Source organism: Pseudomonas sp. Rh2 (assembly GCF_040762985.1).
GTDB lineage: Bacteria > Pseudomonadota > Gammaproteobacteria > Pseudomonadales > Pseudomonadaceae > Aquipseudomonas > Aquipseudomonas taiwanensis.
The window spans coordinates 3,123,948-3,137,756 of record NZ_CP142890.1 but is presented as its reverse complement, the minus strand read 5'-3'; the positions used below and the strand labels follow the sequence as shown (position 1 = coordinate 3,137,756).

At 58.9% G+C, this 13,809-nt stretch carries 13 protein-coding genes; 4 read left to right on the top strand and 9 right to left on the bottom strand.

Annotated elements, in window-relative coordinates:
• Positions 1-77 precede the first annotated feature (77 nt).
• Entirely contained in the window at positions 78-1,931 is a 1,854-nt protein-coding gene (locus VXM67_RS14100) for a DUF1302 domain-containing protein (protein ID WP_027906944.1), read from the top strand.
• Between the two features lie 91 nt (positions 1,932-2,022).
• Here VXM67_RS14100 and VXM67_RS14095 read toward each other — a convergent pair whose 3' ends face one another.
• Positions 2,023-2,406: a helix-turn-helix domain-containing protein gene (locus VXM67_RS14095; RefSeq protein ID WP_023380601.1), complete on the bottom strand. Its 384-nt coding sequence runs from the start codon at positions 2,404-2,406 to the stop codon at positions 2,023-2,025.
• A 95-nt stretch (positions 2,407-2,501) separates the two neighbouring features.
• Positions 2,502-3,188, bottom strand: coding sequence for a hydrolase (locus tag VXM67_RS14090; protein ID WP_023380600.1), 687 nt, complete (start codon positions 3,186-3,188; stop codon positions 2,502-2,504).
• A gap of 263 nt (positions 3,189-3,451) precedes the next feature.
• On the opposite strand from VXM67_RS14090, the gene VXM67_RS14085 reads away from it, so the two are divergent.
• Positions 3,452-3,913 (top strand): Rid family hydrolase, encoded by a 462-nt coding sequence (locus tag VXM67_RS14085; protein ID WP_023380599.1) that lies wholly within the window; start codon positions 3,452-3,454, stop codon positions 3,911-3,913.
• Between the two features lie 20 nt (positions 3,914-3,933).
• Here the strand turns inward: VXM67_RS14085 and VXM67_RS14080 are convergent, their stop codons facing one another.
• The 3 genes from VXM67_RS14080 to VXM67_RS14070 all read right to left on the bottom strand — a co-directional run bounded on the left by VXM67_RS14080 (position 3,934) and on the right by VXM67_RS14070 (position 6,963).
• Positions 3,934-4,911 carry a LysR family transcriptional regulator gene (locus VXM67_RS14080; protein WP_367237094.1) on the bottom strand — a complete coding sequence of 326 codons (978 nt, stop codon included), beginning with the start codon at positions 4,909-4,911 and terminating at the stop codon, positions 3,934-3,936.
• Between the two features lie 469 nt (positions 4,912-5,380).
• Positions 5,381-6,145 carry an SDR family oxidoreductase gene (locus tag VXM67_RS14075; protein WP_023380597.1) on the bottom strand — a complete coding sequence of 255 codons (765 nt, stop codon included), beginning with the start codon at positions 6,143-6,145 and terminating at the stop codon, positions 5,381-5,383.
• Positions 6,146-6,165: 20 nt separating this feature from the next.
• Complete coding sequence (locus VXM67_RS14070; RefSeq protein ID WP_023380595.1) at positions 6,166-6,963, bottom strand: SDR family oxidoreductase; 798 nt, start codon at positions 6,961-6,963, stop codon at positions 6,166-6,168.
• 106 nt (positions 6,964-7,069) lie between these two features.
• On the opposite strand from VXM67_RS14070, the gene VXM67_RS14065 reads away from it, so the two are divergent.
• On the top strand, positions 7,070-8,020 hold the full coding sequence (locus VXM67_RS14065; protein ID WP_023380594.1) for a GlxA family transcriptional regulator: 951 nt from the start codon (positions 7,070-7,072) through the stop codon (positions 8,018-8,020).
• Positions 8,021-8,114: 94 nt separating this feature from the next.
• Here the strand turns inward: VXM67_RS14065 and VXM67_RS14060 are convergent, their stop codons facing one another.
• Positions 8,115-10,202 carry an acyltransferase family protein gene (locus VXM67_RS14060; protein WP_367237093.1) on the bottom strand — a complete coding sequence of 696 codons (2,088 nt, stop codon included), beginning with the start codon at positions 10,200-10,202 and terminating at the stop codon, positions 8,115-8,117.
• Between the two features lie 268 nt (positions 10,203-10,470).
• Between VXM67_RS14060 and VXM67_RS14055 the strand changes: the two genes are divergently transcribed.
• Positions 10,471-10,974 (top strand): DUF4019 domain-containing protein, encoded by a 504-nt coding sequence (locus VXM67_RS14055; protein WP_027906947.1) that lies wholly within the window; start codon positions 10,471-10,473, stop codon positions 10,972-10,974.
• A gap of 249 nt (positions 10,975-11,223) precedes the next feature.
• On the opposite strand, the gene VXM67_RS14050 is transcribed toward VXM67_RS14055, so the two are convergent.
• From VXM67_RS14050 to paaY, 3 genes are all read right to left on the bottom strand, one after another.
• On the bottom strand, positions 11,224-11,805 hold the full coding sequence (locus VXM67_RS14050; protein WP_027906948.1) for a nucleosidase: 582 nt from the start codon (positions 11,803-11,805) through the stop codon (positions 11,224-11,226).
• A gap of 315 nt (positions 11,806-12,120) precedes the next feature.
• Positions 12,121-13,044 (bottom strand): phenylacetic acid degradation operon negative regulatory protein PaaX, encoded by a 924-nt coding sequence (gene paaX, locus VXM67_RS14045; RefSeq protein WP_023380589.1) that lies wholly within the window; start codon positions 13,042-13,044, stop codon positions 12,121-12,123.
• A 77-nt stretch (positions 13,045-13,121) separates the two neighbouring features.
• Positions 13,122-13,721, bottom strand: coding sequence for a phenylacetic acid degradation protein PaaY (gene paaY / locus VXM67_RS14040; RefSeq protein ID WP_023380588.1), 600 nt, complete (start codon positions 13,719-13,721; stop codon positions 13,122-13,124).
• Positions 13,722-13,809 lie beyond the last annotated feature (88 nt).

Genomic DNA, 13,809 nt, shown 5'->3' with positions numbered 1-13,809 from the left:
CCGCCGGCCAGTGCGGCCGGCGTTTTCCCCGTTGAACTTGTCTTGTCACTCTCGAATACAACAACAAGAGGTTAAGAGTGAGCGTATACAACCTTTCCTGCCGGCGCCGAGCGCCGCTGGCGGTATTCTGCTGCCTGCTCGCCGCACCGGCCACTGCCTTGCAATTCGATGTCGGCCCACTCGAAGGGCGGCTTGACTCGGCCCTTTCGTTCGCTACAGCCATCAGCACTGCCAACCCGGACAAGCAGCAACTTCAGTACGCCAATGGCAACGATGGGCGGCGAAACTACCGTTCGGGGGATGTCTTCTCGGCGATCTTCAAAGGGACGCACGACCTGGAGCTACGACACGATAACGTCGGTCTGTTCGTGCGTGGCAGCTACTGGTACGACACAATGCAGCGTGATCACCAACAGCGCGCGGTCGCTATCGACGACAACAACCGTCTGGTTTCGACGAAGACCGCGGGCGCCGAGTTGCTGGACACGTTTGCCTATGCTCTCTACGACATCGACGGTGAGCCCGGTTCGCTTCGCCTGGGCAAACAGGTCGTGAACTGGGGCGAAAGCCTGTTCATTCAAGGTGGTCTGAACGTAATCAGTCCGTTCAACCAGGCCGCGCTACGCCGACCTGGCACCGAAGTGAAGGATGCGTTGGTGCCGATCAACCTGCTGTATATCACTCAGAACCTCAACCAGGCCGTGTCATTCGACGCTTTCTACCAGCTCGATTGGGAGCAGACCCGGCTGGATAACTGTGCAACTTTCTTCGCCGCGAACGATTTCATGCCAGAAGGTTGTCAGGGCCTGGACGTCGGTGGGCAGATGGTCACCAACCCAGTGGTTACCCAAGCACTGGCCCCCTTTGGCGTGACGCTGACCGAGGAGGGCGTGCGTGTGCCGCGTGGCGCCGACCAGACTGCGCGCAATGGTGGCCAGTGGGGCTTTTCGCTGCACTGGTATGTCGAGCCGATGGATACCGAGTTTGGTTTGTACGCGGCCAACTATCACAGTCGCTCTCCGTACCTGGGCACGGTCAGCAGCCGTTATTACGCCAATACCGACTTTGCCAGGCGCTTGTGCGGCAGCATCGGCGTGCCATTGTCCAACTGCGGGGCCTTCCTGACGTCGAGCAACGGGCAGACTCTGGCCGGTGCGCTGCGTATGGGTACCTCGCAGTACGTTGCGCAGTACCCCGAGGACATTCGCCTCTATGGCATCACCTTTGCCACCACGCTGCGCAACGGCACCGCCGTGCAAGGCGAGGTGAGCTATCGCCCGAACATGCCGGTACAGCTGAACGGAAACGATCTGCTGCAGTCGTTGCTCAATGCGCCGGGGCGCAGCCCGCTCAACGCCGATGGACTGCGACCGCCGACCGGCAATACCTTGTTCAACGGCTACCGGCGCAAGGAAGTGACCCAAGCCCAGGTGTCGGCGCTGCAGACGTTCAGCCAGGTGATGGGCGCTAACCAACTGTTGCTGATCGGGGAGGTGGGGGCCACCTATGTAGGTGGGCTAGAGGGGCGTTTCGGCCCGCGCTATGGCCGCTCTGGCGCCTACGGTAATGGCGAGCTTGCGGACAACGACGTGTGCCTGGAAATTTCAAGAAGTCCAGGTGACTGCAACGGGGAGGGGTTCGTCACGCCATTCTCCTGGGGTTATCGGCTGCGGGCAACCTTTAGCTACCCGAGTTTGCTCCAGGGCGTGGACATCCGCCCAAACCTGGCCTGGGCTCATGACGTCAAGGGCTATTCCCCCACCGATGGCTCCGCGTTCAATGAAGGGTCGCGCTCGATCAGCGTGGGTGTGGATGCCACATTGGCAAACAAGTACTGGGCAAGCGTTGCCTACACCGACTTCATCGACGGTGACTATGGCACCCGCGGCGATCGCGATTATCTGGCGTTCAGTGTTGGCGCCAGTTTCTAGAACGGCCCAATGTCGGGAATGGAAAACCCGTTGATGCCAAGAGCGTCCGCGAATCGGCAACTTGTGCGACTCGCGGGCCGGCGGCTTGGTGCTAAAGCGTTGCTTGCCGCTGCCAAGCCAGCGGTGAAATGCCTTCGGCCTTGGCAAATGTCCGACAAAAGTGGGACTGGTCACAAAAGCCGCACTCCAGTGCAATTTCGGCCAGCAACATTCCCGAGCCTCCGAGCAGCTCCTTGCTTTTCTTCAACCGTTGCGCACGCATCCACTGCTGCGGGGGCATCTGCAGGGTATCCCTGAACATGCGGGTAAAATGGCTGCGCGATAGGGCGCAGGCTTGAGCTAGCTCAGTAACGGATATGCCGGTGTCCAGATTGTCCAGCATCAACTTCTTCGCGGTCGTCACCTGCCAGGGTTTAAGTCGCCCGGTGGTTTTCAGTGCGACACTGGCCAGCACAGTGCAGTTGTCACTGTTCATACAAGTCCATTTATTCAATGAAGAGGGGTACGACCGATTGGCGTACCCCTCACAGGGGCGATGAGCAGCCCCTTGACGCAAGGGGCTGGTGACGGTCAGACAGGCGCAGCGACTGGGGCTAGGGTAGGCCCATGCTGAACGCGCTCAGGCGCTTTGTGCACCATGGTGTACGCGTAGTCGACACCCATCCCGTAGGCGCCGGAGTGTTCCTTGACCAGCGCCATGACGGCGTCGTAGGTGTCGCGGTTTTTCCAATCGCGCTGCCATTCCAACAGCACTTGCTGCCAGGTGACAGGAATCACACCCGCCTGAATCATGCGTTGCATTGCGTAGTCGTGCGCTTCCTTGGTCGTGCCACCAGAGGCATCTGCGACCATGTAGATTTCGTAGCCGGCATCGTTCATTGCCGACAGGGCGAAGGTGGTGTTGCAGACTTCTGTCCATAGGCCGGAAACGATGATCTTGTTGCGACCGTTTTTCTTCAGCGCATCTCTCACCTTCTGGTCGTCCCAGGAGTTCATGGAGGTCCGCTCCAGCAGCGGAGCGTCGGGGAAGACAGCAAGCAGCTCGGGGTAGGTATGCCCAGAGAAGCTTTCAGTCTCCACCGTCGTGATGATGGTGGGAACATTGAAAATCTTGGCGGCCTTGGCCAGGCCCACCGTGTTGTTCTTGAGCGTTTGACGATCGATGCTCTGTACGCCAAAAGCCATCTGCGGTTGCTGATCGATGAAGATCAGCTGGCTGTTGAGCGGGGTCAGGACTTCAGTTTTTGGATTGTTCATTGTTGCTCCCTGTCTGCTAGATGAAGGTCATCGCACAAGCCTCGGCGCCCGCGTTCGGCAGGCTTCGCTGAGCCATCGGGTGATGTCCTCGGCGACGCCCGTTGCTTGAGTCCGAGTACAAGATAGCCAAACCCAACGCGAAGCGGTGGCGCATTTTTGCGCCAGTAGGAACGCACTAATGCGCCACAGACTTGTTCATCTGCCTGCTAGGATTCGTACGCAAAGGCGGATCCACCTGATCCGGTTCGCCTCAGGAGAATGCGATGACAGCTTCACAACCGCTCAACAAACAAACCGCCTATTGGGGCGTGCCATGGGAGAAGAGTTACGGCTACCCGCAGGCACGGCGGGTAGGAAACGACATTTATGTCTCTGGCCAGTTCAACCATGACGAGGAGGGCAGCCTGATCGCGCCTGCCCCCCTGGATCGTGACGGGAAGCCCAGCGATTTCTCTTCGATGGGCGACCAGATGCGCGCTGCGTACGACAATATCGCCAAGTTACTCGCCCTGTACGGTGCGACGCTCGAGGATGTCGTGGAGGAAACGCTCTACGTGTTGGACATGGACGCTGCATTCGCAGTGGTCGGAAAGGTACGAAAGGCTGCCTACGGCACCGAGCGGCCGCAATGCGCGAGCAACATCATCGGCGTATCGAGGCTGGCCCAACGCCCTCAGTTGATCGAAATTGCTTGCAAAGCAGTGATCGGGTCACGGGCTGAGTGAGCGGCACTCCCGGTCTCGGGCTAAAGGACCGGGAGTTCCCGTTGACCCTCGATCAAAGGCTTCTGGTTGGCAACGGCGGCTGCACAGAACGTCATGAATGCTTTGACCCGCCAGGATTTGCGGATGTCTTGGTGAGTCAGCAACCACAGTTCATCCTGAAGTTCGGGCACCACCGGGCCGATGCGCTCCAACCCTGGCGTGATATCGCCGAGCATGCAGGGCAGAAAACCCACGCCCAGTCCTGCGGCTATGGCAGCGCTTGCGGCTGCGACTGAGTCGGTGCGGAAGGCGATGCACTCGGCAGCGACCCTGTTTTCGACGTAGCTCGTCGCTTTCAAGCCTCTTAGCGCGGCGGAATAGGAAACCCAAGCCTGGCCTTCAGCGAAGAGCGCAGCAGGCGTCATGTGATTGCTGCTGCCATAGGGAGCCCAGGCGATCGAGGCCAGTTTGCGACCAACCAGGCTCTCGGCGGGTTTTTTGGTCGCCCGAACGGCGATATCCGATTCATCCCGGGCAAGGCTCAGTGATTCGTTGCCCACCAGCACTTCGATCGTGATGCCTTCGTTGAGGGCTTTGAAGTCCGCGATGATTGGGGTGAGAAAGTACAGAAGCAGTGAGTCGCTGGTGGTAATGCGCAGTTTACCGAGCGGCCCCTGGCCGGCACGTGATACTCGCCGTGTCACGCTGATGATGTCCAGTTCCACACGCTCGGCGAGCGCTCGCAATTCCGCGCCTTCGAGGGTGAGCAGATAGCCTGACTTGCGGTGATCGAACAAAGCCACGCCCAGTGTTTTTTCCACCTGGGAAACCCGACGCGAGACGGTTGATACGTTGATGCCGAGTTTCTTGGCCGTGGCAGCGCGATTACCGCATTCACTCAGCGTTTTGATGATCCGCAGATCATCCCAGGAAAGCTGATTGGCAGCCTCGCCCACGTTCCATTTCGCATCCTTGGCGGCTTGTGGGCCAGTTGGCAAGTTTTCAGGTAACGACTTCACGTGTCTGGTTCCAGAACAGAATGGGCAGATCATACGAGAAGGGCCGGGGGGAACCCAAGCCGCGAAGGAGCCTCAATGGCACAAGCTTCCAACGTGAGATGGGGCATATTGGGGAGCTTCTGGTGTCTGTGGGGTATCAACCCCCGTTTGCTCGACTACCTCGCATCGCAGGTGCCGCGGGGGCAGGGTGCTGAGCCATCGAGATCGCCAACGCGGCGGTGTTCTTGCCCTGCAATGATTCAAGCTTTGTGAATGGTGCAGAGTTGTTTGTCGGCGGGAGGCAAGCTCAGATCCAACAGCATGGATGGGGATGTGCCAAGCGCTGAATCGCTCTGGCGAATGGCACGTCCTACCCACTTGAAAAAGACTTCGGCGATTAGCGTGACGAAACGCTCACCGGAACAGACTGTTGTCCCTGAGCTCAGGTTCAGCCATGCCTGAATCCAGGCGCGGATTCGGTGAGTTGGGTTCAGGCTACGGGGATCGGGTTGTCAACCAGCGACTGGTTGAATTGGTGAATCAGTTCGTGCTCGTTCGCGCCCTGATTAGCGCGCAGTGGGACGACACGATCCACCAGGACCTCTGTAGTGGCGGATTCGAGCTTGGCCAGGGTCTCCTGGATGAAGTCGCCCAATGGCATGGCACGCTCATCACCGCTCTTGTGAATCAGGTCGGTGTCGACCCAAGGCGGCGCGATTTCCAACACTTTGACGCTGGTGTCACGCAGGCTGAATCGCTGTGACAGCGAGTAGGAGTGTATGGCCGCCTTGGTCGCCGAATACAGCGCGGTGGCCGCTAGCGGCAGGTAGGCCAGTACCGAGCTGTTGTTGATGATGTAGGCATCCGGTTGTCGCTTGAGGTGCTCGACGAAGGCAGCGCTGACGCGTACCGGGCCCAACAGGTTGGTCTGTAGCAGGCTCACTGCTTGTTCGTCGTCATGGTCTCCTGAGGCCGGGTTGTCGAATGGCATCACGCCGGCATTGTTGATGATCACGTTCAGTGAAGGATGGCGGCGGATCACTTCTTGGGCCACCGCCTTGATCTGCTGCGGATCGTTGATGTCCAGGCGCACGGTATCGATGCCTGGGTTGGCCTGGGCGATTTCATCCAGCAGTGCCTGGCGGCGCCCCGCAACGATCACTTTGTTGCCGCGCTGATGGAAGGCCTCTGCCAAGGCTCGGCCGATGCCTGAAGTTCCACCGGTGATGAAAATGGTGTTAGCACTGAGTTTCATGATCCGTTTCCTTTTTCCGATCAGTTGGTGGTGTAACGCGGGGCAAGCCGATTGCTCGACAGCTGGCTGAACAGGTGTTGCCGGCTGGCTTCGTAGCGTTCGAATGCCTGAAGGTCGTGCATTGAGGGGATGGAGATGAGTACCTGGTCGTCGAAGTCTTGCAGGGCCCCGTCCACCAGATCCTGGGCCGACATCACGATCCCCGGGTCGAGGTGCTCGACCGGCAAACCGCCGATTTGCCAGAAGTCGGTGGCAGTCGCCCCTGGCAGCACCGCCTGAATTTGGATGCCCTTGTCCGCGAGCTCTTTGCTCAAAGACCGCGTGAAGGCAGTGACATACGCCTTGCTGCCGCCGTAAACGCCATTGAGCAGCTCTGGCGCCAGGCTAACGATGGACGAGATGTTGATCACGGCGCCTTGATTGCGGGCTACAAATCCCGGGATAGCGGCATAGGTAAGGCGGGTGAGGGCGGTGACGTTGAGGGTGATCATTTCGGCCATCCGTTCCACGTCACTTTCCAGCAGGCTGGTGTGGGTGCCGATCCCAGCGTTGTTCACCAGCAAGGTGACGGTGGCGTCCTCGCGCAATTTGTGTTCCACCTTGGCCAGTTCTTCCGGGTTGGCCAGATCTGCCGGGAAGACTTCCACGCTCTGGCGGGTTTCGGTGGTGAGCCGATTTGCCAAGGTGTTGAGGCGCTCCCGATTACGGGCGACCAGTACCAGGTCGTATCCCCGGCGGGCCAGGCGTTCTGCGTAGATGGAGCCGATGCCGGTGGAGGCGCCGGTGATGAGGGCAGTGCCTTTTGATTGCTGCGTCATGGTCGTGCTCCGCTGTTTGATATGGACGCATGATGCAGTCGATCGCTTTCGTCTCAAACGACGTATAGGATACGTTTTTAGGTCATCACCTATTGGAGCTTCCACTGTGCACCGGGTCGGCTATCTGATCACCGAAGGCTTCCAGATCATGTCGTTGGCGACGCAGGCCGTATTCGAGTTTGCGAACATCGTCGCGGGCGAAGCCGTTTACAAGATCCAGAATTTTTCCATCGAAGGCGGCACCGTCCGCTCTTCACTGGGGATGTACATGGATACGCTCCCACTAGGAACACCTGGCCTGGCTGACACCTGGATGGTTACGGGAACATTGACCCCGTTGACGCCGCCGAGTGAGGAAGTGCTGGCCAGCGTGCGAGGATTTGTCGACGGTGCCCGGCGCACGGCCGGGCTGTGTACCGGCTGTTTCGTCTTGGCCCAGGCGGGGGTACTGGATAACCGGCGCGCCACCACGCACTGGGCCTATGCGAAAAAAATGCGTGAGCTTCACCCGAAGATCGAGGTCGAAGAAGATCGGATATTCATTGTGGACGGACAGATCTGGACGTCTGCGGGCATGACCGCCGCCCTGGATATGGCGCTGGGTATGGTGGAAAAGGATCTGGGCACTGAGATGGCCAGATCAGTGGCACGAAAGCTCGTGATGCATCAACGCCGCTCCGGTGGGCAGTCCCAACATTCCGAACTGCTGACGCTTTCGCCGAAGTCAGATCGAATTCAAAGCGCCCTGGATTTCGCGCGCAAGAATCTGAATCGCCCGTTGAGTGTCGAGGAACTGGCCGAAACCGTGCATTTGAGCCCCCGCCAGTTTACCCGCGTATTCACTGCCGAGACGGGACAATCTCCGGCCAAGGCCGTGGAACGTTTGCGCCTGGAGGCAGCCCGCTTGATGATAGAGCAGAGCCGACACAGCCTGGACGTGGTGGCGAAGGAAACCGGATTCAGGGATCGCCGGCATATGCGCGAGGTGTTCATTCGCGGTCTCGGCGTACCGCCTCAAACGATACGAAGGGATGCCCGGCGAGTGGTTGTTGCTTGATGACGACAGCTAACCAGGCTTGAGTGAACCGGGCCTCTAGCGCTTGGCCGTTCGCGGCCGGACAGGCAGATGCAGCGGCTGTCCGGCCTGGGGTTCAAGGCTTGGATTGGGCAAAGGGATTGCCCTTGGCCTGTAAATACAGCTTGCCCATTGCCGTGGAGGCGAAATCGGTGATGTGCCCGATGTCCCGGTAGATCGGCAGGCCGTCGATCGACAGCTTGCACTGGCCATCGACGCACTGCACGTCCTTGGGGTCGATGATCAGCAAGTCCGGATGTGCTTGCTTAACTTCCCGGAACAACTGCGCAAGCCAGGGGTTTTCTTCCGGTTGCGCGATACTCGTCGCGCAATGATGCTCCTCGATCGTGCCCCTGAGCTTGATGCTGCGGTACAGGCAGTCATTGGCGCCTTCGGGCATGACGATGTTGCTCTTGATCAGTACGGGCCTGGCACCAGAGCGCGCTATGATATCGAGGCTCTTGAGCAGGGCGGCTTTCATGCGATCGCGCGACAGGGCCTGGGAGCGTTGGTCATCGATCGACAACACCACTGCACTGCTGTCGGCGTAGGTCTCCCAGGTCAGGCCGATGATCACGTAGTCGTAGTGGCTGCGAGCAATCAGCTTGTGGTACTCGGCGGCGGCATCATGGCACTTCTTGTAGAGTGTGTTCTTGTACTTCCACCAGTCGTAGAGATAGACATCCGGCAGAGCCAGGCACCCTGGGCTGCCTTGGGCCATGACGGAGACGTTGGCGTCTTTGGCCAGCGTGTCAATAAAGCCCCAGAAGTGGTTGGAATAGGAATCGCCCATCAACAGCGCGGTGGTGCTAGCGTTGACGTGCCCGAGCAGACAGCTGCTATCAGAGCCATCGCTGGCACCGCCCAGGCACGGCTCGCGCTTGGGTATTTCGCTTGCCTTCAGGCGCGGCAGGATGTTTGCCGGGTCACTGCCGAAACGCTCCAGCCAGCCATCGGCGGACTTGCCCGCCGAGTACAGCGCCGAAAACGCGATGGCCGGTACGACGAGCAGCAGGAGCAGCGTCTTGCCCAAACCCAGCCGGGTACGGCGCAGGGGCTTTTCGATCAGGTAGTACGAGGTGGTGCCCAGGGCAAACGAGGCGATGAAGTAGCCAGCAAGGATGGCCGGCGTCTTTACAACTCCCAGGTACTCCACGATGGCGATGACAGGCCAGTGCCAGAGGTATAGCGAGTAGGAAATCGTTCCGACGAATACCAGCGGTGACCATGACAGCAGCCTTGACGTGATGCCCACTTGCCCAACCTGGCTCGAGACCAGTACCGCCGTCGCCAAACAGATCACGATGGCGGGGAAGCCAGGATAGGCGGTGGTCGGTATGGATAGTGTGGCGCTGTACAAGACCGCGCCAAAGGCGCCTAGCCCCAGTGCGGACGCGCTGACACGGCCGAGGCGGAGGCGGTCGTTAGCGAACACGGCCGTGCACGAGCCGACCAGCAGCTCGAAGATCCGCGCCAGGAACGCGTAGTAGCTTTTATCCGGGGATGTTCTTGCGATGAACAGTGTAATGCCGATGGAGACGATGGTCAGCACCACAACAGCGGTTTTCAATCGATGGGGCTTCAGGTGGCGCGTCAGTACCAGCAACCCAAGCGGCAAGAAGATGTACCACTGCCATTCTGTGGCCAGCGACCAGGTGTGCAGCAAGGGCAGGGTCGCCGCCTCGGCGGTGGCATAGCCGTCGGTGGACTTGGAGAAATACTGATTGGACAGCAGCAGGCTGGTGTACTTCTCGCTTTTGAGAAAGTCGATGAAGTCCTTGGGCAGATACAGCGCACTGGCCGCGCCGAGCGTAACGATCAACAGCGCCAATATCGCTGGCTGCAGGCGCCACAAACGCTTGACATAGAACTGCCCAAGGCTGAAGTCACCCCGGCCGACCGCGCTCAGGATGATCGAGGTGGTGAGGTAGCCGGAGATCACGAAGAAGATATCGACGCCGATGAACCCGGAAGGGAACACCGCCAGTCCAGCATGGAAAATCAGCACCAGCAGGACGGCAACGGCACGCAGCCCATCGATATCGGCGCGGTACAAGGCAGGTTGCACGCCGGTAGGGGCCACTTGTGCCTTGCCACGGTCGGCGACAGCCTGTGCGCGGGTGGTTGCAGGAGCTTTGAATATCAGGTTCTGATCGGTCGACAAGGCACTACATCCTATCGCGTGAGACATTCTTTGACGCGACAGGGCTCGCGAACAATTGAGGCGAGTTTATCAAGAGCGCTCGAACGTGACACTGTATTTAACATAATACGCATTATGCGCAGATCCATATGCAGGCACCTGAGCTAGGTGGTGATGCAAGAATCACTCTTCATACTACAAGCCCGATCCCAACCTTCGACTATCCGTCTCGACCCCAATCCGCTCTAATGCCTATCACGCCCGCTCTACGCCACGAGGCTCTATTTGCATGAAGCAATCCGTCACTCTGATTATCTGCCTGTCGTTACTCTCAGCATGCGATGTTTCAATCAATACCAACGCTCCAGTCATTCCGGTCGTTGTGCCGGCACTCCAGCCAGATGCCGCTATCACGCCGCAACAGCGCGTTATCGTTAGCAGAGCCTTAGAGTTCCTGATGTTGCTCGATGAAGGACGGGCCGATTTGACTTGGCTCCCAGCCGGTTCGGCGCTGAAGGCGTCGACCTCCGAGTCCAACTGGGTCAAAGGCATCAGTGGTTTGCGCACGGGTGTTGGCGAGTTCAAACATCGTAACCATGCACAGATCAGCTTCACTCGAGAAATGCCTGATGCACCGCCAGGGCTCTACGCCGCGGTCCAGATACAGTCGTCCTTTTCTAATCTCGAAGTGATTGAAGTTGTGTTGCTCGTCGAAGAGGATGATCAATGGCGCGTGGTAGGCTACAACATCAGCAAAAACATCCAGTTGAAGGCAGCAATACCGCTGCTCTGACGTTGTCCCCGGCAAATTCACTTGCCGGCGTTTTTCCTTTAACTCGACTAAATAATCATTTAGTGTAATTAAGATATAGTAAATCCCCGTCCGTTGAATAACCCGACTCCACCCTTAATAAAGTTTGGGTTATTCAATCTCGCTTCCATTACAAACGTGTGCACTTCGCGAAACTCCCGTAGCGCGCCAGCTGTCGACAATCAGAAGGAACGAAAACGTCTTATCGCCCGTTCGCGACAGTTTAGAACGTCAGTCGAGCAGCACACGCTTGAACGCTTCGGCAGCCAGGTGCACCTGCACCGACCAGTCATTGGCCGCGTCGTCGCCCGCATCGTCGGAAATGTACTTCAGGCAAACAAAAGGAATGCCCTCCCCGCGCGCGATCAATGCCAGGACATATGCCTCCATATCGACCACATCGTAAGGGGCTTGGCCGTGGTTGACCTCGAAACTGTCGCCACTGCCGCAGATGCCTTGGGCGATCCCTGGCAGCGCAACGCCATATTCCAGCACCACGGGTATCTCCGACAGTGGCGTCTGGTAACGGGCGAAGCCCAGCGGCGTCACATCCATGTCACGCTGCACGAAACGGGTACAGCAAACCAAGCTACCCTTGCCGTGCCCCTGGCTGCCGGCCGACCCGAGGTTGACGATGAGCTTGGGTTTGCGCTGCTGAATGGCCTTGGTCAGGCCGATGGCGGCGTTGACCTTGCCGATACCGGTGAACACGGTGTTCATGCCAGTGAACAGGTTGCCAGCTTCTGCCTCTAGGGCGAACACGAATAGCGTGTCGGCCAGGGCGATATCAGAAAATTGCTGGGTAAGCATCATGGTACGGGGCATTCCAGTTGGCTTGCAGAGGGCGAGGCTATTGTCGGTGAACCTTGGTCAATTGCAAGTCCCGGAGCACCCCGACGCATCCGTCTAGGCGCGGTTGCTCGCAATTGGTCGCTGGTGACCTTGGCCAACCTATCATGTGCCCAACGGCATCAAGACCGCCTCTGCTTCATAGGCTCTGTTCGAAAAGCCTTCATACTCGGTGATGCTGCGTTGAAAACAGCCTCGGAACGCTCATTTACAACCCGTAAACTCCGCTTCCGCGGCTGTTTTCGCCTTGACTAAGGCCTGGTAACGAAAGCGCATCATCTACACCAAGCCACCAAAACGCTTGTAGAAACTCTCCCCCACCTCTGGCAACGGCCCGTCTGCGGTCTCCAGTGCGCTGTTTAGCCATTCTTCAGCCTTGGCAAATACCAAACGATACAGGTTGCGGCACAACTGGCGTGCGGCCCTGCCCTCCCAGTCCCCTGGCAACAGCTCGTCTGGTAATTGCGGGTCGCGCAGCAGCAAACGACGGTACTCGTGGATCAACAGGGTGCGCGCCAGGAAGCAGTCCTGGGCGTCCAGTTGTTCCTGCTCCTTCAGTCCCTGCCACAACGGCCTGAACAAGCGGATGAATTCACTGTAGTGCTGACCCAGTTCATCGATGCGCCAGCTCTCGCGAACTTGCGCGCGCATGGCCTTGGAGGCCAGCACTTCCTGGGCATGGGTTTCGAAGACGATGCTGTCCTCGTCGGCATCGAGCTCGCGCAAGGTCGCGGCGAGGTCGGTACGGTCGGCACGGGGGCAGCCCAACACGTTGGGGGCGATCGCGCCAAAGCCTTGCCACTCCAACTCTTCGCGCACGTTTTTGCGCTTGACCGCTTCCAGCTGCGACAGGAGCACCAGTGTCCAGGCACCGTCCCACGCTGGCTGGCTTGGACTATAGACCCGCTTGAAAGCTTTCTCGAAGCGTCGGCGGCCGGTGCCGGTCAAACTGTAATAGCTGCGTCGGCCAACCTTTTCGGCCGTGAGCCATCCCTCTTTGGTCAGGCGAAAGATCGACGTGCGAATCAACCTCTCGTTGATGCCGATCGGCTCCAGCAGGTTGATCAAGCTGCCCAGCCACACGGTGCCGCCGTGGGGCTCGATGGCATCGCCGTACAGGGTAATGATCAGCGAACTGGCGCGAATCGGCGTCTGTTCCTGAAAGCGAGTGATCAGAGTATTGAGTGGGGCAAGGTTGCTCATGGAGGAACTGTGCGCAGATAAAGTACCGACTATACCTGTGCGGCGGGCTGCCTGGCCATTGCCGAGCGCGCCCACACTCATGCGCCCGCCTCGCTCTTGGGCCTGAAGCCCGAATCACCCATGCGCGGGCGCTGCGCTTCCACTTCGCTCAAGGGTGGGCACTCAACCAGTGCCGCCATGCAGCGCCGGGTCAGTTGCTGATACGCCTCGGTACCCCGCTGTTTCCACGCCACTTCCTGCTCGCTCAACGAACGTTTGACTAGCGCTGGTGAGCCGACCACCAGGCTCTGCTCGGGACATTCGAAGCCGGCCTTGACGAAGGCCGCGGCGGCGACGATGCAGCGGGGTGCGATGCGCGCACCATCCATGACCACGGCATTCATGCCCACCAGAGCGTCTTCCCCCACCTGGCAACCATGCAGCACTGCGCCATGGCCAACATGGCCGTTTCGCTCGATGACGGTGTCGCCCCCTGGGAAACCATGCATCACGCAGGTGTCCTGAAGGTTGGCGCCTTCCTTGAGCACGATTCGACCGAAATCCCCACGCAAGGACGCCAGTGGGCCTACATAACAATCAGGGCCAACGATCACATCGCCAATCAGTACCGCACTGGGGTGCACGTAGGCGGTTGGATGGATGACGGGGGTCAGCCCGTCCAAACGATAGCAAGGCATCTCGCACCTCCAGAAATGATTTGAAGCGTTGCCTGATCTTGTATCACTTCGATATTTTTCGTCAATTGCCATCATCCATGTATCGCTT